Origin of the sequence: Virgibacillus sp. Bac330 (genome assembly GCF_003667845.1) — a bacterium.
In the GTDB taxonomy this organism is placed as follows: Bacteria; Bacillota; Bacilli; order Bacillales; family Amphibacillaceae; genus Virgibacillus; species Virgibacillus chiguensis.
This window is the reverse complement of the sequence record NZ_CP033048.1, coordinates 3,241,274-3,266,859: the sequence shown is the minus strand read 5'-3', so window position 1 is coordinate 3,266,859 and position 25,586 is coordinate 3,241,274. Positions and strand designations below refer to the sequence as shown.

Here is a 25,586-nt window from a genome sequence, read left to right as displayed (position 1 = left end):
AGATTGGTAAAGATTTAATATGTTAAAAGAGACATCAATCATTCAAATTATTCTGCGGGATGCATTGCGTACACTTTTTAAATGTAGATAGAAATCATACAAAGCAGGTGGAGAAATGGAACAACCACGTATATTAATTGTAGAAGATGAACAGAAATTAAGTAGAGTGTTGCAATTGGAATTAGAATATGAAAATTACAAAACAGAAGTGGTATTTGATGGAAAAGAAGCGTTAGCAAAGATGGAACAGCAGAAGTGGGATTTAGTGTTGTTGGATATTATGCTTCCAGAATGGAGTGGGCTAGAAGTATTGCGTAGAGTGAGAAAATTTGACCAAACAACACCAATCCTTTTGTTAACGGCTCGCGATCAAGTACATGATAAAGTGAGTGGTCTAGATTTGGGGGCAAATGACTATATTACGAAACCTTTTCAAATTGAAGAACTATTAGCAAGAATTCGTGTACATTTACGAAATCCGATAAAAAAACAAACGGAGGATGAACAGGTTGGAGTTGGAGATTTACTTGTACATGTTAAGAGCAGAGAAGTCACTCGGGCAGAGAAACAAATTGAATTAACACCACGCGAGTTTGATTTATTAGTCTGCTTATTAAAGAATAAAAATATTGTCCTAACGCGTGAGCAGCTGATCGAACAAGTTTGGGGCTTTGATTACTATGGAGATACGAATGTCGTCGATGTTTATATTCGCTATTTACGGCAAAAAATAGATAAAGGCTTTGACCAAGCTTATATTCAAACCGTTCGCGGAGTTGGCTATACGATAAAGGATATGGAAACATGACATTAAAAACAAAGATTCAACTATTCACAGGCATTTTTATGCTTATTCTTACTCTGATTATAAACACTGCTATTTATATGTTGTTTTATAAAGTTTCTGCAGAGGCTGACTTACAAAATTTAGCTGATCAGACGGAGCAATTAGTAATAGCCATGAAAGAACAGCCAGATGTCATTTCTAACGAGTTATTTCGCTCGTTTGCACCGGCTGAAGGAATGATTCGGGTAGTCGATCAAGATAGAACTATATTTATTTCTGCTCAACAATCAGTACAATATGATATTCCACTTGACTTTAGCTCCAATGAGTCACAGGCTATCGTGAAGCAAGGGAGTGAGCCTGATATTGCTGTTATCTCCAAACCAATTATTTGGGGAGTAGGGGAACGCGCAGGGGAAGTAGTAACACTTCAGGTTTCCACGCAGTTAACGCATTTGCATAGTACGATGCGGACGTTATTTACGGTTCTTTTAATTGCAACGGTCTTCATGTTAGTGCCTATCATTATCGGTGGGAATGTACTCAGTCGATTTTTATTAAATCCGATTAAATCTTTAATTCAAACGATGCGGGAGAACATGCAAGAAGCTACTTGGAAGAAGATTGATGTTCAAAATCGCTCCAAAGATGAATTGTATGAAATGGGAAAAACATTTAATGCAATGATTGACCATTTAAAAGATAACTTTGAGAAACAGGAGACATTTGTATCGGATGCTTCTCATGAGCTAAAAACACCTATTTCCATTGTGAAAAGCTATGCACAGTTAGTGAAAAGAAGGGGAACGGACAATCAACAGCTCGTTCAAGAATCGATGGAGGCAATCGATTCTGAAGCTGATCGAATGGGAAAGCTAGTTGAACAAATGCTAGCATTAGCAAAAAACAAACATCATGCAGCTAAGGAACAAGTGCATATAGTTGCGTTATTAGAAGAGACAGTAACTACTTTCCAAACAGCATATAAGAGGGAAATTACTTTTAAGAAGGATGTAAGTGATGAAGTGGTGCTAACAGGAAACAGGGATCAATTGGAGCAAGTATTTTATATCTTGATTGATAATGCGTTGAAATATAGTGAAGATAAGGTTGAGATAGGTATAGAAATGGAACATAAACAGGTGCTTATTCAAGTTCGTGACTATGGTTCAGGTATCTCAGAGGCAGAACAAGCACGCATTTTTGATCGGTTTTATCGTGTGGATAAAGCGAGAAGCAGAGATACTGGCGGGACGGGGCTTGGTTTATCTATAGCTGCTGCCATTGTAAAAGAGCATCAAGGCGAAATTACGGTGCAAAGTAAGGTTGGGGAAGGTGCTACGTTTGTTGTCATTTTTCCCATTGTCTAAAACTTCATCTCTACATGCAATCTCAGCAAATTTTAATGTTACTAACAGGAGTTTCTCAGCTTAATGAATTATTCTAAAGAAAAGGCTGAAGACCTGCGGTAGTATGTCAAGTGAAAATTAAATAGTTTTTTAGTTATCAAGGTACAATTTGCTTAAAAAAGGCAACCCTAAACCGACTCCAGTAAACATGTGTGAAATACTGGAAATTACTCAAAGGATTAGAAGCTAATTATACTTCATGTATTGACGCTCCTTTGTGGCGTGTAAATTTGGTTTTTGCGTAGTAGCGCATCCACCAAACGCACTAATTTTCTTGCAGTTAAGACGAGGGCTCTTTTGTATTGATGCTTTGGTACTTCATCGAACTTTTTCGCGTAATACTCTTTGTATTCAGGAACATGCCTTCTTGCCAAGTTGGCGGCTTCAACGAGGTAATAACGGAGATACTGATTTCCATTATTCGATAACGATGTGTCGCCGGCTGTAAAGCGACCAGATTGGTGTTTACGCCAACAGAGTCCTGCATATTTGGCGATCTTCGCTTCGTGAATTGTCCCAAATGATCCTAAGACCATTATCTAGGAACATCACGGAACGTCCAAGACATTTGACATATTATCTTAGGTCTTTACTAATTCATGAGTTTGTCCAAACCAAGTTACTTGGAACGGAAGGCGGCGACTCCAGCGGGAAAAGCATGAGACTTGAGACCCCGCAACGAGCGTTTTTTGCGAGTGAGGAGGCTCAATCAGCCCTGAGGAAAGCGTCCGCCTGCAGTGGAAAGTAACGGTAGCACTAGCAGATACAATTTTTATAAATTAGTTAGAATAAAATAGGCGGAAAAATAACGCCTAAACATAATATACGAGGAGGGTGGCTATGAAAAGAAAAAAGATGTGGGTTAGTATAGCCAGTGCAATAGCAGTAGTTGGCATTGGTTTTACTGTTGTTTATTTTGGAGGTACTGCTTCCAAAGCGGCTATTACGAAGGTGGAAGCAGAGAAAATTATTTCAAGCCAATACCCTGGATCGCTAGAAGGAGATATTCAAAAAGAAGAAAATAACGACTACTATGTTGCAAGTATAGAGCATAAAGGAAAACAGTATGAAATAAAGATTCATGAAAAAACTGGAGAAGTTATCCAATTAAACGAAGTATCTACGGGGAACAAAGACGACCGAAAAGCCTCTGAGCAAAAAGAAAATAACGATACAAATGGAGCCGAAAATAGTGAGCAGGCGAGTGAACCCGACAAAAAGCAAGATAATAATGCTGGACAAAATGTTGTCATAAGTGAAGAAAAGGCGAAAGAATTAGCTTTGGAGGAATTTGCTGGTACGTTTGATGAACTAGAACTAGATGAAGAAGATGGACGCTTTGTCTATGAAGTAAAAATTGTTCATGGGGAAGATGAAGCGGAAATCACGATTGATGCATTTACAGGCGAAATCTTGTTTACCGAAATAGAAAGAGAAGATTAACTTATATAGGTAGTGCATTAGCGTGAACGAGGTAGGTATGCTAAAAAACGCAAAGTGAAAATGTATTAACAAATTATCTATGAAAGAAATCGTTCGGAGTTCCAGCTATGCTCTATAGATACCCATTCTTCTGATAGGGAATTGACGTTATCAAATTTTAATAAGAAAAATAGCCCTTACCCATTTGTGAGCGTATTAGAGAGAACAGGGGCTATTTTTTTGTGTTTACACTATAGGAAGTATAAAAGTATAAAGGTTATAGTATAAGAGAAACTATGCCATTCGCCATAAAATTTGGCGACAGGCCAAGTTTTTCTAGAAATAGAGACAACAACTGCTAATAACACGGATTTTCTACTATTCCTTAGTCGAACAGACTACGATTTCATATATCTAGCTTGTCTTTGCAAAGCCCTTTATTCATGACGAACTTTGATACGCAATTAAAAAAAGTAATCTAGTGGTCTTTAGCACGACAATTAAATTCACTAGTAACTAATTCTTTTCTTAGCAAATTCTAATCTTGTTCACAAGGTTCTCTTATTCCTTATGGTTATGATAGAACTAACAACAAACAAGGAGTGGATAGGAATGAAAAAGAAATTAGGAATCATTATCGGAACAATAGCTGGTGCTGGGATTTTGGGTACTGGAGTATATTATTCTAATGCAGATGAAGCAACCCCAAAGTTGGATGGAGATAAAATTAAGAGTATGGTGCAAGAGCAATACGATGGTCAAATCACTGAATTTGAATTAGAGACGGATCGCCATAAAGCAGTATACGAAGTCGAAGTAATAAATAAAAATACGGAATATGATTTAAAGCTTGATGGGGACAGCGGAGAAGTGTTAAAAGAAAACAAAAAGGAAATCAACCAAACGAAAAATGGGAATAGCGAACAAGCGCAAATAAATGCTGCTAAAGAAAAGTTGATATCCATGGAAGAAGCGAAAAGCATTGCCAAGAAACAATTTGATGGCAAAGTAATGAGCATGGAACTAGATGGAGATGATAATCAATTTATTTATGAAATAGAGCTTAGAAATGGAAAGAAAGAAGCGGAATTTGAGATTCATGCTGAAAATGGAGAAATTCTGAAGCAAGAAATTGAAATAGAAGATGATCATGACTTTTAGTAGACATGTCTAATGGATAAATGGAGCAAAAAAGCCACCAAAACTTGTGTGCTATCGTTATGTTTATCGTCAAAGCTTGAATTTAGCTTAAAATGCTTATATCCCTAAAGAAGGTGCTGTATGACACCCGCGTTTCTAGACAACGCTAAGAGGTAGATAACAGCACCTAAACTTTTTAAACAGAACGCCACACAATGAGTAGCGTCATAGGAAAAAATTTACTTGAAAGTGTCTAAGCTTCGGCTATTACCTTGAAATTATCTGTTACAGTTGCCTTGACCGTGGGGTGTTTCTCAAAATACGCTTGAATCAATTCAACGGTATCTTTTTGAATTTCTTTCACTACAGGTTTATTTTTAAACATGGAGTAATCACCGCCACCACTTGCTCTGTAGTTATTTAATACGACATGATAGTTCTCTTTTTCGGTAATGGGCTTACCGTGATAGCATAATTCCTCCACTCTATTTCCAATAGGTTTGGCTACATTTATCGTGTAAGTAATCCCCTCCCACATATCATAGTTATAATGCTGCGGTTTTGGTTTTTCAAAAGCAGGATTCACCACAATGGCACCATTTTCATTCAGCGTGAAATAAGCAGCACTTTTTTCCAATGCGGCTCGAATATCCGCACCCTGTAATTCCAAAACGACTAACGTATTCGGATACATATAATTGGCGACAATATTACGCATGGTAACGGTTTGATTAAAACCTTTTGAGTTATTGTTTAACAAGGCGGTTACAGAAATATCTACACCACTTACTTCCATTTGTACTTTTTGAATAAATTCAATAAACGGATGTTTACGAGTCCGAGCTTGCAATGGATCATCAATGGTCATATCCCCTTTAATATAGCCAACAGGCTGATCAAGCCATTGTTGGGTGGAGGCTTCTACTTCTTTCGTTAAATGGACAATCTCTTGATCGGGAGGAGTTTGAGCTAAATGATGCAAGCTTGCTTTCTTATCAATAATTTGCCACCCTGCAGCAGATTTTGTAAATTGAATATCCACTTTAGCATAGAGAGAGGCGTTATTTCCAGGCTGAATAACTAATACATCATGAACGGTGTCTGTAAGCTGGCGATGTTGATGGCCTGTTAACAGAACATCAATCCCCTTTAATTGACATATGGCATATCCCTGATTTTCTCCAGTTAGCGTTTCTGTAGCCTCTCCTGTATGGATATCACGTTCAAATCCGCCATGGTAAGAAACAACGAGTAAATCAGGCTGCTCCTTTTTATGGATATAAGGGACCCATGTTTTTACTGTCTCATATGCATCTCTAAAGTGAATGCCAGCAATATGTTCTGGAGATTCCCAATTTGGTATGTAATGCGTTGTAACCCCTAAAATGGCAACTTTAATTCCGTCCTTTAGCGTCTTTATTATATATGGAGGCCCGTATTTTGGCTCGTTTGTTTCTTCATCTAACACATTTGCAGCGAGCCAAGGAAAATCGGATTGCTTCATTGCAGCTTGTAAGATAGATTGACCAAAATTAAACTCATGATTACCAATCACAGAAGCGTTAATGTTAATTTTGTTCATGGCTTGAATGATCGGGTTTATTTCATGAGCGTATTCTTTCACATAATGCGTCATTAAAGGAGTGCCTTGAATAAGGTCTCCATTATCAAGGACGATGACGTTATCATGCGTACTACGAATTTGTTTAACTGCAGTTGCATATCTTGCTAGTCCATTTGCAGATTCTTCATTTGTGCCATAATTAATCGGCATAATGTGGCCGTGAATATCACTTGTATAAATAAGGCTTACGTTGACAGACGTATTGTTCAAAGGGAAGCATCCTTTCCATGTAACTTATAGGGATGAAATTTTTGGGTTTATCGTATAAGAAAAAAATAGTTTTTCTAACAAGATAAGCAAGTATAAAATCAGGGGCTTATGTATACAAAATAACCGAATAAGCCATGTCTAGCTCCAACGCCAAGCAACTAGGCGACTTCACTCCATTGCCCTAAGCGAAGTCATCATCGGTTCGTCCTAAATAGGAAGATCGACTAAAGACGGGCTTGCCGGAGGGCGCCGGCATACTCCTGTTGCAGGAGCATGAATCCTACAACTTTCGTTGATTCGTTTCACTCTCTACGTTGCTAACCGGGCGCCCTGAGCCTTTGTTCATGTAACTATGGAAGTAGTCCCACAAGGAATCTGTGGGATTGCATAGAAATAACTATACTATACTATTTTCCGACGAATTCGCGCGGAAAGAAAGTCAATCACTGTAACAACGATAATAATGGCTAGTAAGATTAATCCCATTTCATTCCAATTTCTGTTGCTAGAAGCAAATATGATCATTGTTCCGATACCTCCAGCGCCAACAATACCTAAAATGGATGAAGCTCTAATATCGACTTCAAATCGATAAATGGCATAGGATAAAAATTCCGGAACAATTTGTGGTATAACTCCGTAAAATAAAATTTGAATTTTATTTGCCCCATTTGCCTCCATTGCTTCAATGACTTGCATATCAATGGATTCAATTACTTCAGAGTAAAGCTTACCGAGCATACCTGTTGAACCAATTGCAATAGCTAATACACCAGCAAAAGCGTTAGGACCGACCGCAACAACGAACAATATTGCCAGAATAATATCAGGAAATGCACGCACGGCTGACAATATCCATTTGCCAATAGCAGTTAAGATTTTACTTCTGGTCATATTTTGAGCTGCTAAAAATCCTAATGGAATAGCTAACACTGCGGCCATCAAGGAGCCAGCAAAAGCAATCAATATGGTCTCCCATATTTTTGCAGCCACTTCGCTTGTTGCAGACCAATCAGGTTGAAACAGTTTTGGGATAACCCGTGAGAAGTTATTTACCATCCGCTCAAAAGCTCTTCCCCAATCGATATCGATGCCAAGAAAAGTCCAAACATATAGCGCTACGATAGCTAAGAAAATAACGATTCGTCTTACTATTTTAAAGGTTGATTTTGGTTGTTTAGGAGGTAAAGAATACGAAGCCATTAGATCAAAGCCTCCCTTAGTTTATTGCTAATAAATTCAATGACAATAACGACAATAAAAATTAAAATAATAATCGCCATGGCATTAGGATAATTATAAAAACCGAGTTGTTGATCCAGTACTAAGCCAATTCCTCCTGCACCTACTAATCCTAAAACGACAGAAGCGCGGATATTAATTTCGAATACATAGAGTACGAAGGAAGTGAATTGTGGTAAAACTTGTGGAACAAGCCCAAAATAAATAACTTGAAAAACATTCCCGCCTGAAGCACGCATGGCTTCTAGTGGATTCATATCGACAGATTCGATCGTTTCACTAATCAATTTAGCTAGTATGCCTAAAGAAAAGATAAATAATGCTAAAATTCCTGGTAACAGGCCGACACCGAATAAACCAACAAAAATAACGGCTAGCACTAAGTCTGGGATCGTGCGCAGAATATTTAAAAATGTTCTTGTAATGAGATATAATGGTTTAAAAGTCGTTATATTTTGGGCAGACAAAAGTGCTAAAGGTACAGTCAGGATTGCTGCTAATGTGGTAGCTATAATTGCCATTTGGATGGTTTGCGCCATTTCTCCCCAAACCTTTGGAATAACTTCTAGATTAGGTGGAAAAAACTTTTCAATAACGACGTACATATTGCCTAAGGCATTGCCGAAACCACCGACCATTTCCCGTTGCGTCCAAAACATACTAAACAAATAAAAACCAATGACGATAAAAAAGATGATCGTAATTTGTAGTTTTGTTTTCACAGGATAAATGGAAGGTGTTTTCTCTGTCATCTCTTGTCTTGATTGTTTGGTCACGATTTGTTCGCCCCCCCACGTAAGTCATCCTCACGTATCGAACGTCCATAAATCTCTTCAAATGTTTTTTCCGTAACTTCCGATGCAGGTCCGTCAAAAACGATTTCGCCAGCACGCATACCAATAATTCGATCGGCATACTCCATGGCCATATCGATAAAGTGGAGGTTTACAATCGTTGTAATCTTATCTTCTTTATTGATTTTCTTTAAATATGTCATGACTTGATGGGAAGTGGGCGGGTCTAAAGAAGCAACAGGCTCGTCCGCTAAAATATACTTTGGCTGTTGTGTAAGTACACGTGCAATACTTACTCGTTGTTGTTGTCCACCACTTAATTCGTCTGCGCGATTATAAATTTTTTCGCCAATATTAACACGTTGCAAACTTTCATATGCTAAGCTTATATCCTCTTTTTGATATAAGTTTAAAATGGATCTTAACGTTCCAGTATGACCTAAACGCCCAGCTAGAACATTCTTGAGAACGTTAGTTCGTTTTACGAGGTTATAATTTTGAAAAATCATGCCGATTTTAGTGCGCAGCTTTCTTAGGTCGCTACCTTTATAACCTAATATATTTTCATTGTCTATCGATAAAACGCCACTAGTAGGTGTGACGAGACGATTTATACTCCGAATGAATGTTGACTTTCCAGCACCAGATAGGCCTACGATGACGACAAATTCTCCGTCTTTAATGGTTGCATTAATATTCTTTAAACCCACGGTTCCATTTGGGTACACAAGCCCAACGTCTTTAAATTCTATCATTTATGTATTGCCCCTATCATAGAAAGATTGTTTTAAAACTGGAAAAAAAGGGAGAGTTTCCATCTCCCTTTTTCCCACATAATGTAATTAGCATGATTTTGAGCATACTGCTATATTCTTCAGAGGATCAAATAAACTTATAGCTCGATATCATCTTTGAATTTTTGATATGTTTCTTTAACGATCTCGTATTCTTCGTCAGAAGCTTCGTCAATCGCATCCCAATTGTATACTTCATCCATGATTTTGATCATTTCTTCATCTTCATTGAAAGATAGGAATGCTTCTTTAATTTTTGTCACTAATTCTTTGTCTAATTCTTTCGTTACAGAGATGGTGTCATTTGGGATTTCGTCCGTATATTCAATGACTTTTAATTTATCCATGACATCAGGGTATTCTTCTTCTAATTCCGTGCGAACATCGTCAAATGTAGTAGCTACATCAGCATCTCCTTCGTAAACAGAGATAGCTGCATTATCGTGTGCTCCAGCAGCAATCGTGTTACCGAAGAAATCACTTTCTAATTCTGTTCCAGACGCATAGTCAAATTCTTGCATCATTTGGTATGCTGGGAAAAGGTAACCAGAAGTAGAGCCTTTATCTGCATATGTCCATACTTTACCTTCTAAGTCTGCTAAAGACTCCATGTCAGAATCTGCTCGTACGACGTATTGTGCTTTGTATGTACCAGAACCATGACGAACAGATTTAAGAATAACATTTACATCGTATTGCTCATTAGCAAGTACGTAACCGAAAGCAGGAATAAAGCCAATCTGTACTTGGTTAGACCCCATTGCTTCTACAAGGGCGTTATAGTTGGTCATTACTTTCCCTTCAACATCAATTCCTAATTCTTCCCCTAAACGATCAGCTAGAGGCTTTACTGTATCTGCGATTGTATCAGAATCTTGAGAAGGAACAAATCCCATAACTAGTTTATCTGGTGTTTCTCCTTTTTCTTCTTTCGCATTATCGTTGCTTTCTCCGCTTGCGTTATCTTCTCCATCTGAATCATCTGACCCGCCACAGGCAGCAAGTACGAACGCTAAGGCAAGGACGATAAATAAACTATACCACTTTTTCATTTTGACCCTCCTAAAATTTATCTACTGCATTAAAAATGCTTACACCTTTATTAAATACTATTTATGAAAAAATTTCTAGATGTATTTTATTTTCTTTACAAGAAATTAATATAGATGGCTAAGTTTATTTACGCATAGGAAATGGGAGTAAATTTCTTCCTTATTGTCAACGGTTTATCCCAGAGATAAGGGTTGTAAGACTTACAATTCAAAAATGCTAAGAATGTGAGATAGGAACTGGATAATTTTAAGTGAGAGATAGTAGCATCTAAACTCCCATTTTCGTAGGCAACTTTTAGGCGATACCTTCGAATGCTCACAATGAGTGGGAATGAAAGACATCCACTTTATGTTTTTTTATGCGAGCTTAGGGGAATAGCTAGTAAAAACAAGTTGGGCGTTGTAGTTTTTAGATTAGTGAATTTACTAAGTAGAACTATCTGCTATCTTGAAAAGCGAGCATAATGAGTCACTTTATAAAACATAGCAAGATGGATTAATAAAGAATCCGTGGAGGGAAGTTGCTTCATGAGAAAATATGAAACGGCGTTACTTTTATATAATGGAAATGCAGATGAAGAAGACATGAGAACAAAGTTAACACAAATCGTTGCAAATTTATCTTTAGCAATTAAACAGTTGCATTTGTTACAGACAGATTCTATTGAAGATGTGAGACAGGCGTGCGTACGGTATGCTGATCAAGTAGAGATATTGCTTGTTTTAGGAGGAGATGGCACAGTACATACATGTATTAACGCTATCTCTCCTTTAAAGAAGCGCCCTATTATTGGTATATTGCCTGGGGGGACGTGTAATGATTTTAGTCGTGTACTTCGTATGCCACAACGATTAGGGGATGCTGCCTCCGCCATTGTGGGCGGAGAGGTTGTGGAGATCGATGTAGGAAAGGCTGATGACAGATACTTTCTTAATTTTTGGGGGATTGGCTTAATTGCTGAAACATCGCAAAATATTGACCCTAATCAAAAGAAAAACTTCGGTGTACTTAGTTATTTTATGAGCACATTAAAAAGCCTTTCGCAAGCAGAAAGTTTTTCCTATCAAATAACTACAGATGAGCAGAATTTCGTAGGGGAAGCTGTCATGATTGTTGCTTTAAACGGAAGGTTTTTGGGTACGCAAGAAGTCCCCATTTCAAGTTTACAACCTGACGATGGAAAACTAGATGTACTCATTGTGAAAAATTCCAATCTTGCTTTTTTTCGTGATTTATTGGCTATGAACGATCCGAGCAAAAAATTAAAGGAATTGAATGAAATGATGTATGTGCAAACGACTTATTTGCAAGTAACTACTGAAAACAAGAAAGAAATCGATATGGATGGGGAAATCATAGCTACTACACCGTCAGAAGTGGAAATTATTCCAAAACATTTACAAATGATACGAGCAAAATGACTGCTCGTTATAAGAACAAAAGTATAACGTTTTGAACCCGTTCCCCTAGGAGTTAGAAGTGAATACTAACTTCTAGGGGATGTTGCTTGTAATGAAAAATGAAGCTTTTTGAATCTTTTTTCGCCCCAATTTCGTACAATGATGTAAGGCAATGCTGTAAAGGGAGGATTTCCGTTGAAAACGTTAGAGGTTGTTGAACTTTCGGTAGAAATAGATCAGAATTTGCTGATTGATCATGCGTCATTTACATTAGAGGAAGGGACGATCACAGCGCTTGTAGGTCATAATGGGGCAGGGAAATCAACGCTTTTAAAAGCTATTGTCGGGATGCTTTCTAAAAGCCAAGGGAAAATTATATTTAATGAAACGTACCATCAAGATGAAGATTTTTTAACATGTAAGCTATTACTTGCTTATTTGCCGGAGGAACCGATGTTGTTGACGGAATTAACTGTGATGCAACACTTTCAACTTTACGGCATGAGTTATGAACTGGCTAAAAATGAAATGAACCAACGAATAGAAGAAATGGTAAAAGGATTTGAATTATCCGATAAACTAAACGAATATCCTGAGTCATTGTCTAAAGGAATGAGACAGAAGGTGCAAACCATTTGTGCGCTACTTCCTGATACACCGTTGTTACTTATTGATGAACCTTTTATGGGTTTAGATATTTATGCAATTGATTATTTTGAGCAGCTAATGAAAGAGAAGGTGGCAAAAGGAACGACAATTCTTGTTACAACACACCAATTAGACCGCATGAAAGGAATGGCGGATAATTATATTATGTTGCAACAGGGTAAAATACATAGCCAAGGACCAATTGATCAATTTGTTACGATTGATAGGAGAATGGATGAATGATACGTCAACCATCCCTATTAAAAAGCTTCTTTTTCATAAGAGTTCACCGCTTTAAGAAAAAGCGAAAGTTAAACAAGCAAGCGTCCCAATTACTTTTTGATAAGACAACGACGGTATATCTTGTTTTATTACTTGCCTATACGTTTGCAAGTATGTTTATCTTTAGCGATACTACGGCTATGTATAAGGACTATTTTATTTTTTTAGAGCAGCAGGCGGAAGATGTCATATGGGTGTTGACTATTGTTTTACCAGTTCGTTCAATGTTTCATGCATTCCGAGAACCAGGAGTTCTATATTCCAGTGCAGAATATCAATTAGCTTTATTACCATATCCAAGAGGGAATATTTGGTTTTTAACGTTGCTAGAAAGATGGCTAAAGAGGCTACTTATATATAGCTTAATAGCGGGTGTTGCTCTACTATTAACGCCACTTAGCCTATCATTCATTCTTACGTTTGTGGCAACTTTCGTCATATTTGATATTATCATGGCTATTCCACAATGGAAATTATTCCAGCAGCACTTTGCTAAAAAAATGATGCTGTTTTTATTAGCTGTTGTATTGGTAGGTATAGCGAGTCTTTTAAATCCATTGCTAGAGCCAAAATTAATTGCTTCCCTGCTCATTAGTTGCATTGTATTGGTGAATTTATTCTTATTGCCGCATGTATTTTCACATATTAATTGGTCGAAAGTAACGGAAATTAATGATTATACTATTTGGCGTATGCCGTTATTAGCTTTTGCTTCCAAGACGAAATTTAAACGACCGAAACGATATACTTTGTTTCAAAATAGCAGCAAGAACAAGTTGCCATTTACTACGGAGGGACAGATTTATAATCGGCTATGGAAAATATATTTCATAAAACAACAAGCGATCATTTTTCGTGCCTTAGGAACATTATTTGTACTTATTGCGGTTCTCTTTTTCGTGCCAATATGGTTGTTCTATATTGGTATTGCAGCCATGTTGTATGTTTATATTTCAATTGCAGTTAGTTTTTATGCAGATCGATTTAGCAATGATGTCATTGAAGTATTACCATGGTCCACGAAAAATTATGCAAATTATTTTTCGCAATGGATGCGATTAGGCGCTATGCTCTTATTTATTCCCGTACTATTTTTTTATTTTATGCACCTTAGTTGGTGGACCCCTCTGTATATTTTGCTGTTTTGGACGACGTATCGTTGTGTGAAAGAAGTAAAGCTAATGAAAATGGCACATTCACTGACCAGGAAAAAATCTGTTTTACAAGTAGAAGAAACGATAGGAACAGTCGCTATGGTATGTTTAAGTTTAAGTGGAATTTATCCTTTTCTGACGATAAGTTCACTTGTGCTTTTGTTTCTGCTTTATAAAAGAAGCAGCAAGCCCATCTTTTCATGACAAGGGGAGGATAATTTGACGAACAGTAATGCTTTAAAAGAAAAACAGAACAATAGCTCGCTTAAATTATTGGTTGTATTATCAAAAGCATATCGAAGTTTAATGGAACAAGTAGAGGATGATATTCACCAAAGAGGTTTAAATTTGACCGATTTTGCAGTAATGGAGCTGCTTTATCATAAAGGACCACATACTTTGAAAGCGATAGGGGAAAAAATATTATTAACAAGTGGAAGTATTACGTATGTTGTCAATAAATTAGAAAATAGGCGTTATATCGTACGAATACCAAATGAAAATGACCGACGTGTCACATTTGCTGCCATTACGGAAAAAGGAGAAAGGTTAATGGAGGAAATTTTTCCCGGTCATTGGGCAAGAATTGAAGAAATTACAAGTGGACTAGATGAGACAGAGAAGCAACTGGCCATTGACTTGTTACGTAAGCTCGGTACTGCAAATAAGGTGAAATAAAAGAGATGAAATATGTCAAAAGCATGACGTTCAGTAATATTTATGTCATGCGTTTGGCATATTTTCGTTTGTAATTATTTGTAGTAGGGAATAGATGAGTGTATAAGATAAATGGTTCTAAGAAGGGGTTTTTACAATGAAAAAACCTAATGTAATTGTATATATTAGTACGAACTGTAAAGCATGTGAAGAAGTAATAGAATTCTTACAAGAATGGACGATCATGTATCAAACGAAAAATGTAAATGAAAACCCATCGAATATGAAAGAATTACAGAGTTTTGGAGTATTTGGTACCCCCGCAATATTTATCGACGGTAAAGAAGAACCAATTTTAGGATTTCAAAAAAATAAATTAAAGTATTCTTTAGGTATCATAAATAAAGAAATAACGCATTATAGTTCTTTGTTTGATGGGTATATAGAAGAAAAGAACAACGATCACAGATTTTAGTGAAATAGCATACGCTGTAAAAAAAGGTGTAGAGGGTGTGGATTCTTATGTATTATCGGCCTTATTTTAATTATAGACAAATGTATGATGAACGTCCTGCTCCTTTTGATACAGCGAATATGGGAGCGTCCATCCATTCTCAACCGTATATGTCTCCACCATACCAGTCTCCCTACGAATACTTTGCTAAACCTCAACAGCCAATGAGCTGGCCAGAAAGTAATTTTCAAACTTCCCAACAACATATGTACCAAGGATGGAATGGGCAACCTGCACCACAAGGTATGCACGAAAGTTTAAATGGGCAACCTTCGCCACAAGGTATGCACCAAGGTTTAAACGGGCAACCTTCGCCACAAGGTATGCAACAAATGGATATGCAAAGTTCACAAAATATGGAGCAAGAGGCGAATATGTTACAAACACAACAACCAACTGCTCCTGGGCAATCTTTTGATTTGGATAAAATGTTATCAACAGTAGGTCAGTTGGCTAATACGTATCATCAAGTCTCTCCTATCGTTAAGCAATTTGGATCACTTATCAAAACCTTTAGATGAAAGTGCTGGTGGTCAACTTCATCAGCTTTTTTATTCGTCTAGGAAATTATAAAATTTAGCAGCTGTGGATAAACTTACTAAGTTATTTAACCACGTCCGGCTTAAGCGCCCAGCAACTAGGCGACTTCACGGAATCGCCCTAAGCTAAGTCATCATCGGTTCGTACCTCACCGTGATTCCTAAAACTTTAGTTGATTCGTTCCACTCGCTACGTTGCTAAACGGGTGCTTGCGCCTTTGTTCCTTTAAAAATTTCCAATAATCATCAAGCATGTTTTCGGTAAGAAAAGGGGAAACAAAGAATAGAACAGAAAGGAGAAAACGTAAAGATGGTAGCCTGTTTAATTATTCACGGATACACTGGAGGTCCTTATGAAGTAGAACCACTTGCAGATTATTTAACAAAACAAACCGATTGGCATATTGCTGTCCCTACGTTACCAGGACATGGTCGAAACTTGAACTTACAGCATGTATCTCATGACGAATGGCTTGAAGCTGCAGAACAAGCACTGCTGCAACTACAAAAAAGATATGATACCGTTTATCTCATCGGTTTTTCCATGGGAGGGATGATTGCAGCTTACTTAGCAGCGAAGTATCAAATTGAGAAGCTAGTGCTTCTAGCTACTTCTGGGAAATATTTGTCATTAAAGCAGATTGGAAAAGACATAGGTGGTTTTCTTACAGATGCTGTGACAGGGAAATTAGGAGAAAACAAACTGTTTCTGCACTATAAAAGAAAACTAGGGACAGTACCATTTCGCGCTAATATCGAATTTTTAAGATTAGTTCGGTTTACTAGAAGGTACTTAAATAAAATAAAATCGCCAGTATTAATTGCTCAAGGGCAGCAAGACGGAATGGTACCATATAAAACAGCCTATTACTTAAATAAAGAAATTACATCGGAGCAAAAGGAAGTGGTGTTTTTCGAGCGTTCTAAGCACTTAATCTGTTTAGGAGATGACAAAGATACATTAAACAAAATCGTACATGCCTTTCTGCAGTCATCAAGATCACCTACATTTACTTACTAGATAAAGGCTTTGTAATTAAGTGTGTATCCATTTTCTTATAATAGGAATTGGGGATTTTTATTCCATGTAAGGGATGACAAATTCCTATAATATAAAAGGGAGTCAGTGTAATGGGACAAACAGATCCTATAGTATAAACAGGGCTATCACCATAAAGATAAGGTGATAGCCGACCAAAGAGTAGTGGGTTCTTATGCTTTGTTCCCTAATGCTTGAAAAAAGAAATAACGAGAGCACCTTCTCCACCATAAGTGGATATTAACGGACCTGTTTCCATAATGAGTGCATCTTTAAATGGATAAGCCTCTCTTATTTCATTTAGCACTTTCTTCGCACGTCCTTCTGCATTACAATGCGATAAGGAAATCACTTTATCCTCCACATTTTTAGTATATTCCCCAATTTGATCGATAAATCGGCGTATGGACTTTTTGTCCCCTCTCACTTTCTCGGTCACTTCAATAGCTCCGTCTTCACTTGCACGCATCAGCAGCTTAATATTTAAGGTTTTTGCAATCTTCCCTTTTACTTTATCAAGACGTCCGCCTTGAATAAGGTTTTCCAACGTTTTTAATACAAATAAAGTAGCAGTTTGTTCTGCTCGTTCTTCCAGATGTTCTACTAAAGGCTCAAAGGAATAACCTGCTTCTATTTTGGTGATTGCTTCATGAAGCAACAAAGCGATTCCGCAAGAAGCAGTTTTTGTGTTAATAACGGCAATCTTGCGTTCAGGTTCTTCATCAAGTAATAATTTCATGCCAGCTACTGCGTTCTCATAGGTGCTGCTTAACCCTTTCGTCAAACTAAGCATGAGAATAGGGACATCTTGTGCAATTTGTTTGTATGCTGTGTAAAAATCATGTGGGCTTGGTGCTGAAGATCTAGGTAACTCATTGGTTTCAGCCATTTTTCGATAAAAGGATGGAATGTCTAAATCTACTCCGCTTTTATATTGTCCATCACTAAAATGTAAATAGAGTGGCACTTGAATTATGTTTGTCTTGGTTAATAAACGCTCAGGTATATCCGCTCCACCATCAGTCATTAATTGAATGTTCATAAGGTTTCATCCTTCCCCTTTTCTGTGTTGTTCTTACACTATAAGAAAATATAGCATTCTATATTTACGATTAAATAACAAGAGCATCCGTTTCAAAGACGATAAGTCAAGTTTTTTTAATCATCTTGTTGCTTCTTTTTAGAGATAGTTAAAGTTGTTTTTCTGTTCGTGCTCAATATAAATAAAAATAATCCAAATAGGACAATGGTTCCCCCTAATAGTTGGGAAGCGGTAACTTTTTCGTCTAAAATAATATATGCTAAAATGGAAGCGCCTATTGGCTCAAAGACAATGCCCATCGAGATCGTAGAGGTGCTTAGCCATTTTAATGCCCAATTAAATAACGTATGTCCAAAAAAGGTTGGTATAATCGCTAGAGCGATAAAAATCCACCAATGATCCATTGGGTAACCCGTAAATGCGTTTCCAACTAATAAGTTATAAACAATCAAAGTACTAGAACTTACACCATACACAACAAATGTATAGGTCATTAAAGAAAGATTTCTGCGTACACGCTGTCCAAGTAAAAAATATCCTGTTACAGTGATCGCTCCTAATAATGCCAATATATCACCAAACAGCGCCATTCCACTTATTTGGAAATCACCCCAGCTAATAATAATACTACCAATTAGAGCGATTAGCATACTGATAATTGCTCCGTAAGAAAAACGCTCTTTAAAAAAAATATACGTTCCCAAGAAAGCAAAAATAGGTTGGAGCGTTACTAAAACAACAGAACTAGCTACAGATGTGTAGTTCAAAGATTCGAACCATAATATAAAATGAAAGGCTAAAAACACCCCGGCAAGAGTGGATAAAAGCCAATCTTTACGCTCAATATGCTTTATTTCATGGCGATATTTTGCCAATATGATCGGAGCCATAAGAAGTACTGCAATCAATAAACGATAATTTGCTATCATAGCAGCAGGCGCTTGATCGGCTAATTTAACGAATACTGCTGAAGTAGAAACAGATAATACACCAATTCCTACAGCGATATATGGGTTAAATGGAGGTAGTCGCATTCTAACCCTCCTTGCTTCATTTTGTTTATTTACGTTATACTGTATATCTCATATATTCTATCATGGTATTTACAAAAAATCATTTATCAAATTAGTATCCTTGATAAAAATATGTTATGATATTCTTTGCATGAGTTCACGTGAGGCCTCTTACCAATCTGGTGAAGCCTTTTTGTACTTTAGGTAGTATAAAAACGCATTTTGTATAAAAAGAATGGCGTTTCATAACCAGAGGAACAATTTATGTTTTTCGTTGCTTTTAAGCAATCTATAAAAAATGTGAATGGAACAGTGAAGTATAATTGTAGGCAAAATGTTACCTTGCGTTCAGGCGTTTGAAACGGAAGAATAATGTTTTACGTATACGCAACTCTTTGTGCATTCTACATTATATGAACATTGTTTAATCTGTGATTAAGATCTGAACAGGACTAAAGTATATAGAAGCGACCAAGGCCTCTTACAATAAAATCTTAACATTAAAGGAGTAGAGGAATAGGTGACAACATTTAAAGAGCTGGGTGTGTCTAGCCCGATTATGAAAGCATTAGAAAGAATGGGATTTGAAGAAGCAACGCCGATTCAAGCAGAGACTATCCCATTAGCTTTAGAAGGCAATGATGTAATTGGACAAGCGCAAACAGGTACAGGAAAAACAGCTGCTTTTGGTATTCCTATGATTGAAAAATTAGATGCAAGAGCACGTAAAATACAAGGTCTCGTTGTTGCTCCAACGAGAGAATTAGCGATTCAAGTAGCCGAGGAATTAAATCGTCTTGGCAAGGTTAAAAAAGTTCGTGCTTTCGCCGTTTATGGTGGGCAACAAATGGAGAGACAAATTCGTTCTCTTAAAGATGGCCCACAAATTGTAGTTGCAACCCCTGGTAGACTATTGGATCATATGCGTCGAAAAACAATTCGGACGGAACATATTCACACAACGGTTTTAGATGAAGCCGATGAAATGTTAAATATGGGCTTTATCGACGATATTCGTGAGATTCTTAAAGCAATTCCAGAGGAAAGACAGACATTGTTATTTTCCGCAACAATGCCTAAAGAAATTCGCGATATTGCGACGAATTTGATGAAAAGTCCAAAAGAAATTAAAGTAAAATCAAAAGAAATGACGGTCGAAAATATTGATCAGTATTTCATTGAAGTACCTGAAAGATATAAATTCGATACGTTAAATAACCATTTGGACATTCATTCTCCCGATTTAGCCATTGTCTTTAGCCGGACGAAAAAGCGGGTAGATGAAATAACGGAAGGCTTGCAAGCTAGAGGTTACCGTGCTGAAGGTATCCATGGTGATTTAACACAAGGAAAAAGGATGTCCGTATTAAATAAATTTAAAAATGGTCGCGTAGATGTGCTTGTTGCAACCGATGTAGCCGCAAGAGGACTTGATATTTCAGGTGTTACGCATGTTTATAATTTTGACATCCCTCAGGATCCAGAAAGCTATGTGCATCGTATTGGTCGAACAGGGCGTGCTGGTCGAACAGGCGAAGCTATCTCTTTCATTACGCCAAGGGAAATGGCACATTTGAAATTAATTGAAAAAGTAACAAAGAGTAAAATGAAGCGTCTTACACCGCCAACGAACCATGATGCACGAAAAGGACAACAGCAAGTTACGATAAGCAAAATTGTTGAAACGATTGAAACAAAAGATCTAAACGATTATCATCAAGCAGCCAATCAATTATTGGAAGATCAGGACGCTGTCTCTGTCATTGCTGCAGCGCTTAAGTTAATGACAAAAGAGCGAAAGGATACGCCGGTGAAGATTTCTTCTGTTGCGCCAATAAGTGTGAAGAAAGCAAATCACCAGAATGACAATCGCCGTTCCAATAATAAACGATTCCAGGGTAAACGTGGACAAAATAATCGTGGTGGACAAGGTAGTCGTAATCGAAAAGGTAATTTTCAAAAACGTAGAAACCGTGATAAGTAAGGATAAAAAAAGCTTGAACATAAACAAAGCGAATATTATCTAGCAAAAGCAGCCGAACAATTGTCATTTAATTGTTCGGCTTTTGCGCTATAGTGGTATAAATTTTAAGGTTATCGTATAAGAAAACACCAATTTATTAAAATAAAATGCCTAAGTAAGAAAAAGTGGTATCTTAAGAAACTATTTCCTCTTAACAAACGTATGAATGGATGAAAGTTTCTACTAAGTAGAGTAGTTCTTTTAAAATAAATGTAAAGAAAGGAAAGGAGAAATGAGATGCGACAACCCCCAAAACAACAAATAGAGAAAGACGCAATAAAAGTATGGCGGATAACAGCAGCTATTTATAATGGTATACTTTGTTTATTGGCGATGGCAGCTTTGGTTGTTAGTATTATTTTTGAATGGCCAGTTTGGTATAGCTTGGTAGCTATAGTTGTGACAATCATTTTAGCGTATGTGTTTATTTTTATATTACCAAAGCTTCGCTGGAGACGATGGCGCTATGAATTATTTGAACAGGAAATCTATATTCAATACGGTATTTTAATTATGTCAAGGACGCTTGTACCAATGGTGCGTGTACAGCATGTAGATACACAGCAGGGTCCAATTCTAAAGCGATATGATCTGGCAACTGTAACGATCTCTACGGCAGCAACGACACATGAAATCCCTGCATTGAATGAAGAGGATGCTTCTTTGTTGCGTGATCGTATTTCTGAGCTTGCAAGGGTGGATGAAGAAGATGTCTAAGCCAAAACGAATGCATCCAGCATTTATCTTATTTCATGTTATTCGATCACTAAGAGATACGATTTTACCATTTATTGCAGCTATCATTGCCATTCCTAAAGAGCATTTCTTTTTTGTTATTATAGGCCTTATAGCGCTTGCGTTAGTGTTTACAATTTTTAGTACGCTCTCATGGTGGCGTTTTACTTATGAAGTTACGAATGACGAACTACGGATTGAATCAGGAATATTCATTCGTAAAAAAAGGTACATTTCCAAAGGACGTATTCAGTCAATTGATATATCCGCAAATGTTTTGCATCGGGTTTTTAAATTAGCAAAGGTGCAAATTGAAACAGCTGGTTCTGGTGCTGAAGGTACGTTAACAGCTATCAAGTTATCGGAAGCAGAAGATCTACGAACAGAATTGAAAGGTTACCAAACAAACGATGTCGACTTAGAAAAGACAGAAGAAACAATGAAAACACCGACTGTACCTTTTTTTCAAATATCTAATAAACGATTGTTCTTGGCAGGTAGTACATCTGGAAGTATCGGAGTATTAGCAGGTTTGTTTGCTTTTGCCGCTTCAGAAATGGAACAATTTATTCCGGATGATTTTTATGATAATACGGTAGAGTGGGTAGTAGGATTGAGTTTTGCATTGTTAATCATTGTTATTATTGTTATTTTACTATTTTTATGGTTATTAGGTATTGCAGGTACAATGATTAAGTTCTGGAATTTTCGAATCGAAAGACATGAAAAAGAGTTATTTATCACGAGGGGGCTACTTGAAAAAAAGCAAACAACTATTCCGTTAAATCGTATACAAGCTATCGGTATAGAGGAAAGTATTATTCGGCAACCACTTGGCTATGCAAAAGTTTTTGCAGAAGTAGCTGCTGGTAGTGTAGAGGAAGGTGATGAGTTTTCTTCTGTTTTATTCCCAATGTTAAAAGAATCCGAAGTAGAAGAATTTCTAAAAACAATTTTGCCAACGCATGCTCACGTAGATGGAGCTTGGCATGCGATTCCAAAAAGAGGCTTATCTTACTATCTACTCCGAACCCTTCTTCCGGTTTGTTTAATTAGTGTTCCAGTATATATATTCTTTCCTGGATTTATGTGGGCTGTAGCAATTGTATTACTTTTAGCCTTTACGTTAGGTTATCTTAGTTTTCGAGATACTGGATTCCAACTAGAAAAAAAGAGGATGTTACTTCAATATCGGCGAATAAGCAAAACAACGATGATTATTTTTCATCGACGCATTCAATCTATAGAAAAAAAACAACACGCCCTTCATCGAAAACAGGGTTTAGCTACACTATGTGTTTCAATACTTGGTATGAATAGTGTCGGGGCGCATTATTTTTTAAAAGAATTGGCAGAAGCTGATGCGGATAAACTAGCAAATTGGTATTCGCATAGAAAGCGAGTAGAAGACATGGATTATAGCAAGAATGAAAAGGAAAAGTGAATGTTTTAGGAAAAAATACTGGCGCGTAATTGTATGACGTGTAGAAAATGAAATGCATGTCAAGACAATACTAAATTCATAACCAAATAAGCGCCATTTTGTTAAGCTAACTTCACGTTTATAAAATTATTTCATCATGCTGATTACTTTTTTAGTTGCTTCGGCAATAAGCTTATCATCTGCTTCAGCATTTTTCCCCTCTTTGCTAGACAGGATAGCTAGTATGATAGGTGCTTTATTTGGGGGCCAAATAATAGCTATGTCATTACGAACTCCATAGGGTGCGGCCCCTGATTTATCGCCAACTTCCCACCCTATAGGGGTTCCTGCTCGGATTAAATGATCCCCAGTTGTATTGCGTTTCAGCCAATCCACTAACAAATCTTGTTTTTCTTTCGGTAGTACATTTCCCATTGTGAAAGCTTTCAGGCTTGTGGCGAGCGCCTTTGGTGTACTCGTGTCCTTTATTTCTCCTGGATTTACCAGATTTAATTCTGGTTCCATTCTTTCCGGGTTTGTCACATCATCTCCAATGTCTCGAAGCGCTTTTTTAAACCCATTTGGACCACCTATTCGATTTAAGATGTGATTAGCAGCAGTATTATCACTATATCTTATTGAAGCATCACTAAGTTCTTTCCATGACATATGTTTATTTACATGGTTTTCAGTAATGGGATTATAATTCACCAAATCTCCTTCTTTAATTAATACCGTTTCTTTTAATTGTTTTAAAGTTAATTTTTGCAATAGCACGCCTACAGCTAGTGCTTTATGAGTAGAAGCATAAGCGAATCGATCTTCAGCTTGATACGACACAGTTTTACCATTACTAGTATCTACCGCATATATCCCTAGTTTTGCATTATATGCTTTTTCTAATAGGCGAAATTCACTCTCGTCATTCATTGTTTCCGCTTCTCCAGTCGACTTATTACTAGAGGATTGCTCTTCTTTTTCTTCACAGCCAACAAGTGCCAAAAAAGTAATTAGTAAAACGCTGATTATTTTCATGTACTTTAGCATTTCTCAAAACCTTTCCATTTTTTAAGTTTCCATGCCTAATTTTAGGGCAAAAGAATGTGTATCGTTACTTGCTTTAAAATGAATTGGATTACCAATAATAAACTAAAACTACATTATTTAAAAATTTATTTTCTTATGTTTGAAGGGGGACCATGCAATTAGAATAAACGACTTAATAAGCCAAGTAACACGAGAACGCCGAAAATAATCCAACCAATATTTTTCGAAAAAGACCGCGGAAGGCGCTTTTTATTCCAACGATTAGGGTCAAACTGAATATCATCATCATTTTTGTAACGGTTACGTCTTGCCACGGCTGCCCATGGATTATAACTATTTGCCCCCGCTAAAACAATCGGTGCAATGATAACCCCACCAAGGAATCCGAAAATATGCCCTGAAACATTGATGCCTGGATTGAAGAAGGTCATAATCAAACCAATAACGAAAATCGTTGTTACGATTTGAGAGCTTATCTGATCGATGAGATGTTTGCGAAACAGAACCATAAATATATATATCCCAAACAAGCCAAAAATTGCCCCTGAAGCTCCTATATGGAAGTAAAATAAATCTTCGACTAAATACGTTCCAAGGTTCCCAAAGATACCTGCAAAAAGGTAGCCAATAATAAATTTTGTCCTCCCAAGCATTTGCTCTAAAGCAGGTCCAAATAGCACAAGGGAGAAGGAATTAAACAAGGCATGCATTAAATCGGCATGAAGAAATATTGGCGTGATAAGCCTCCAATATTCCCCTTGCTCAATACCATAATTACTCCCTTCACCTAATTGATACAGCCAAATCCCAAATGGTAATTGTAAGAAATTAATTACGAGCCATAAAGCTAAGTGAATGATTACAATGGTGGAAACGATGGGGTACGATTGTATAAATTCTTTTATGCTTCTTTCATGTCTTATAAACATTAGATTCCTCCGTGGAATAGTTTTTGAAAATGTGTGATAGGGTGTATGATACAAGTAGTGCTTCCTTTTAAATTGTACCATACGTCCTTATAATTAATTTTATCCTACTAAATGCTATTTAAAAAGTCGAATAAAAATGACAAATGAATAGTTATTGTACGATGGTACGCCGCTATAATCATATTAAGCATATGTTAAAGCAGGAAAACAAATCAACGATCATGGACGAAAAATATACGATACGAGGAGAAGGCGATGATTAAAGGAATTGGAATAGATATTATTGAATTGGAGCGCATTCGACAGAGCTTAGAGAACAACGTTCGCTTTGTGGAGCGGATTTTAACATCTCAAGAAAGAGAAAATTACAGACAATTAACGAATGAAAAACGGAAGGTAGAATACGTTGCTGGAAGATTTGCAGCAAAGGAGGCATTTGCTAAAGCGGCAGGTACTGGTATTGGTAAACTCGCTTTTCAAGATATGGAAGTAAGCCAAACGGAAGCTGGAGCTCCTGTATTACATGTAGCAGGATATGAAGAAGAAAACATATTTCTATCGATCTCTCATGCAGAGCGTTATGCCGTAGCACAAGTTATTTTGGAAGCACGATTTTAATAGCCCTAAGCATCACGTAAAAGTTGAAACGTTGTTGTTTATCTTAAA

At 37.0% G+C, this 25,586-nt stretch carries 24 protein-coding genes and 1 pseudogene; 15 read left to right on the top strand and 10 right to left on the bottom strand.

Features of this window, described 5'->3' with window-relative positions; translation table 11 throughout:
• The first annotated feature begins 115 nt into the window (after positions 1-115).
• Both D9780_RS15215 and D9780_RS15210 read left to right on the top strand, forming a co-directional pair.
• Positions 116-808: a response regulator transcription factor gene (locus D9780_RS15215; RefSeq protein ID WP_121640666.1), complete on the top strand. Its 693-nt coding sequence runs from the start codon at positions 116-118 to the stop codon at positions 806-808.
• Entirely contained in the window at positions 805-2,157 is a 1,353-nt protein-coding gene (locus tag D9780_RS15210) for a sensor histidine kinase (RefSeq protein WP_121640665.1), read from the top strand. Before D9780_RS15215 ends, D9780_RS15210 begins: the two co-directional genes overlap by 4 nt.
• A gap of 236 nt (positions 2,158-2,393) precedes the next feature.
• Here D9780_RS15210 and D9780_RS15205 read toward each other — a convergent pair.
• Positions 2,394-2,702: pseudogene (locus D9780_RS15205) on the bottom strand (transposase); the annotation flags it as partial.
• Between the two features lie 334 nt (positions 2,703-3,036).
• Between D9780_RS15205 and D9780_RS15200 the strand changes: the two are divergent.
• Together D9780_RS15200 and D9780_RS15195 are read left to right on the top strand one after the other, a co-directional pair.
• Positions 3,037-3,639 carry a PepSY domain-containing protein gene (locus D9780_RS15200; RefSeq protein WP_121640664.1) on the top strand — a complete coding sequence of 201 codons (603 nt, stop codon included), beginning with the start codon at positions 3,037-3,039 and terminating at the stop codon, positions 3,637-3,639.
• Between the two features lie 591 nt (positions 3,640-4,230).
• On the top strand, positions 4,231-4,779 hold the full coding sequence (locus tag D9780_RS15195; RefSeq protein WP_162985893.1) for a PepSY domain-containing protein: 549 nt from the start codon (positions 4,231-4,233) through the stop codon (positions 4,777-4,779).
• Positions 4,780-5,011: 232 nt separating this feature from the next.
• Here the strand turns inward: D9780_RS15195 and D9780_RS15190 are convergent, their stop codons facing one another.
• From D9780_RS15190 to phnD, 5 genes are all read right to left on the bottom strand, one after another.
• Positions 5,012-6,592, bottom strand: coding sequence for a bifunctional metallophosphatase/5'-nucleotidase (locus tag D9780_RS15190; RefSeq protein WP_121640662.1), 1,581 nt, complete (start codon positions 6,590-6,592; stop codon positions 5,012-5,014).
• A gap of 402 nt (positions 6,593-6,994) precedes the next feature.
• Positions 6,995-7,795: a phosphonate ABC transporter, permease protein PhnE gene (gene phnE, locus D9780_RS15185; RefSeq protein WP_073013029.1), complete on the bottom strand. Its 801-nt coding sequence runs from the start codon at positions 7,793-7,795 to the stop codon at positions 6,995-6,997.
• Positions 7,795-8,586, bottom strand: coding sequence for a phosphonate ABC transporter, permease protein PhnE (gene phnE, locus D9780_RS15180; RefSeq protein WP_073013095.1), 792 nt, complete (start codon positions 8,584-8,586; stop codon positions 7,795-7,797). Before phnE (D9780_RS15180) ends, phnE (D9780_RS15185) begins: the two co-directional genes overlap by 1 nt.
• Before the next feature lie 20 nt (positions 8,587-8,606).
• Positions 8,607-9,383 (bottom strand): phosphonate ABC transporter ATP-binding protein, encoded by a 777-nt coding sequence (phnC, locus tag D9780_RS15175; RefSeq protein ID WP_073013031.1) that lies wholly within the window; start codon positions 9,381-9,383, stop codon positions 8,607-8,609.
• A 137-nt stretch (positions 9,384-9,520) separates the two neighbouring features.
• On the bottom strand, positions 9,521-10,474 hold the full coding sequence (phnD, locus tag D9780_RS15170) for a phosphate/phosphite/phosphonate ABC transporter substrate-binding protein (protein ID WP_121640661.1): 954 nt from the start codon (positions 10,472-10,474) through the stop codon (positions 9,521-9,523).
• A 528-nt stretch (positions 10,475-11,002) separates the two neighbouring features.
• Between phnD and D9780_RS15165 the strand changes: the two genes are divergently transcribed.
• From D9780_RS15165 to D9780_RS15135, 7 genes are all read left to right on the top strand, one after another.
• Positions 11,003-11,896 carry a diacylglycerol/lipid kinase family protein gene (locus D9780_RS15165; RefSeq protein ID WP_121640660.1) on the top strand — a complete coding sequence of 298 codons (894 nt, stop codon included), beginning with the start codon at positions 11,003-11,005 and terminating at the stop codon, positions 11,894-11,896.
• Between the two features lie 174 nt (positions 11,897-12,070).
• Complete coding sequence (locus tag D9780_RS15160) at positions 12,071-12,766, top strand: ABC transporter ATP-binding protein (protein ID WP_073013035.1); 696 nt, start codon at positions 12,071-12,073, stop codon at positions 12,764-12,766.
• On the top strand, positions 12,763-14,163 hold the full coding sequence (locus tag D9780_RS15155) for a hypothetical protein (protein ID WP_121640659.1): 1,401 nt from the start codon (positions 12,763-12,765) through the stop codon (positions 14,161-14,163). Before D9780_RS15160 ends, D9780_RS15155 begins: the two co-directional genes overlap by 4 nt.
• A gap of 15 nt (positions 14,164-14,178) precedes the next feature.
• Positions 14,179-14,637 (top strand): MarR family winged helix-turn-helix transcriptional regulator, encoded by a 459-nt coding sequence (locus tag D9780_RS15150; RefSeq protein ID WP_073013038.1) that lies wholly within the window; start codon positions 14,179-14,181, stop codon positions 14,635-14,637.
• 136 nt (positions 14,638-14,773) lie between these two features.
• The gene (locus D9780_RS15145) at positions 14,774-15,091 is read left to right on the top strand and encodes a glutaredoxin family protein (RefSeq protein ID WP_073013040.1); all 318 of its coding nucleotides are present in this window, start codon (positions 14,774-14,776) and stop codon (positions 15,089-15,091) included.
• Positions 15,092-15,138: 47 nt separating this feature from the next.
• Complete coding sequence (locus D9780_RS15140) at positions 15,139-15,651, top strand: hypothetical protein (RefSeq protein WP_121640658.1); 513 nt, start codon at positions 15,139-15,141, stop codon at positions 15,649-15,651.
• A 328-nt stretch (positions 15,652-15,979) separates the two neighbouring features.
• The gene (locus D9780_RS15135) at positions 15,980-16,690 is read left to right on the top strand and encodes an alpha/beta hydrolase (RefSeq protein ID WP_116278888.1); all 711 of its coding nucleotides are present in this window, start codon (positions 15,980-15,982) and stop codon (positions 16,688-16,690) included.
• Between the two features lie 205 nt (positions 16,691-16,895).
• Here D9780_RS15135 and D9780_RS15130 read toward each other — a convergent pair whose 3' ends face one another.
• Together D9780_RS15130 and D9780_RS15125 are read right to left on the bottom strand one after the other, a co-directional pair.
• The gene (locus tag D9780_RS15130) at positions 16,896-17,750 is read right to left on the bottom strand and encodes a DegV family protein (RefSeq protein WP_073013046.1); all 855 of its coding nucleotides are present in this window, start codon (positions 17,748-17,750) and stop codon (positions 16,896-16,898) included.
• 116 nt (positions 17,751-17,866) lie between these two features.
• Entirely contained in the window at positions 17,867-18,784 is a 918-nt protein-coding gene (locus tag D9780_RS15125; protein WP_121640657.1) for a DMT family transporter, read from the bottom strand.
• A 499-nt stretch (positions 18,785-19,283) separates the two neighbouring features.
• Here D9780_RS15125 and D9780_RS15120 point away from each other — a divergent pair, with 499 nt between their 5' ends.
• From D9780_RS15120 to D9780_RS15110, 3 genes are all read left to right on the top strand, one after another.
• Positions 19,284-20,747, top strand: a complete 1,464-nt coding sequence (locus tag D9780_RS15120; protein WP_073013050.1) for a degradosome RNA helicase CshA — start codon at positions 19,284-19,286, stop codon at positions 20,745-20,747.
• Between the two features lie 276 nt (positions 20,748-21,023).
• Positions 21,024-21,503, top strand: coding sequence for a PH domain-containing protein (locus tag D9780_RS15115; RefSeq protein ID WP_073013052.1), 480 nt, complete (start codon positions 21,024-21,026; stop codon positions 21,501-21,503).
• Complete coding sequence (locus tag D9780_RS15110; RefSeq protein ID WP_121640656.1) at positions 21,496-22,965, top strand: PH domain-containing protein; 1,470 nt, start codon at positions 21,496-21,498, stop codon at positions 22,963-22,965. Before D9780_RS15115 ends, D9780_RS15110 begins: the two co-directional genes overlap by 8 nt.
• A 126-nt stretch (positions 22,966-23,091) precedes the next feature.
• On the opposite strand, the gene bla is transcribed toward D9780_RS15110, so the two are convergent.
• Both bla and D9780_RS15100 read right to left on the bottom strand, forming a co-directional pair.
• A complete protein-coding gene (bla, locus tag D9780_RS15105; protein ID WP_205601089.1) occupies positions 23,092-23,991 on the bottom strand; it encodes a class A beta-lactamase in 900 nt (299 codons plus the stop codon).
• A gap of 158 nt (positions 23,992-24,149) precedes the next feature.
• Positions 24,150-24,920, bottom strand: coding sequence for a rhomboid family intramembrane serine protease (locus D9780_RS15100; protein ID WP_121640655.1), 771 nt, complete (start codon positions 24,918-24,920; stop codon positions 24,150-24,152).
• A 255-nt stretch (positions 24,921-25,175) separates the two neighbouring features.
• Here D9780_RS15100 and acpS point away from each other — a divergent pair, with 255 nt between their 5' ends.
• A complete protein-coding gene (acpS, locus tag D9780_RS15095; RefSeq protein ID WP_121640654.1) occupies positions 25,176-25,538 on the top strand; it encodes a holo-ACP synthase in 363 nt (120 codons plus the stop codon).
• Positions 25,539-25,586: the final 48 nt, after the last annotated feature.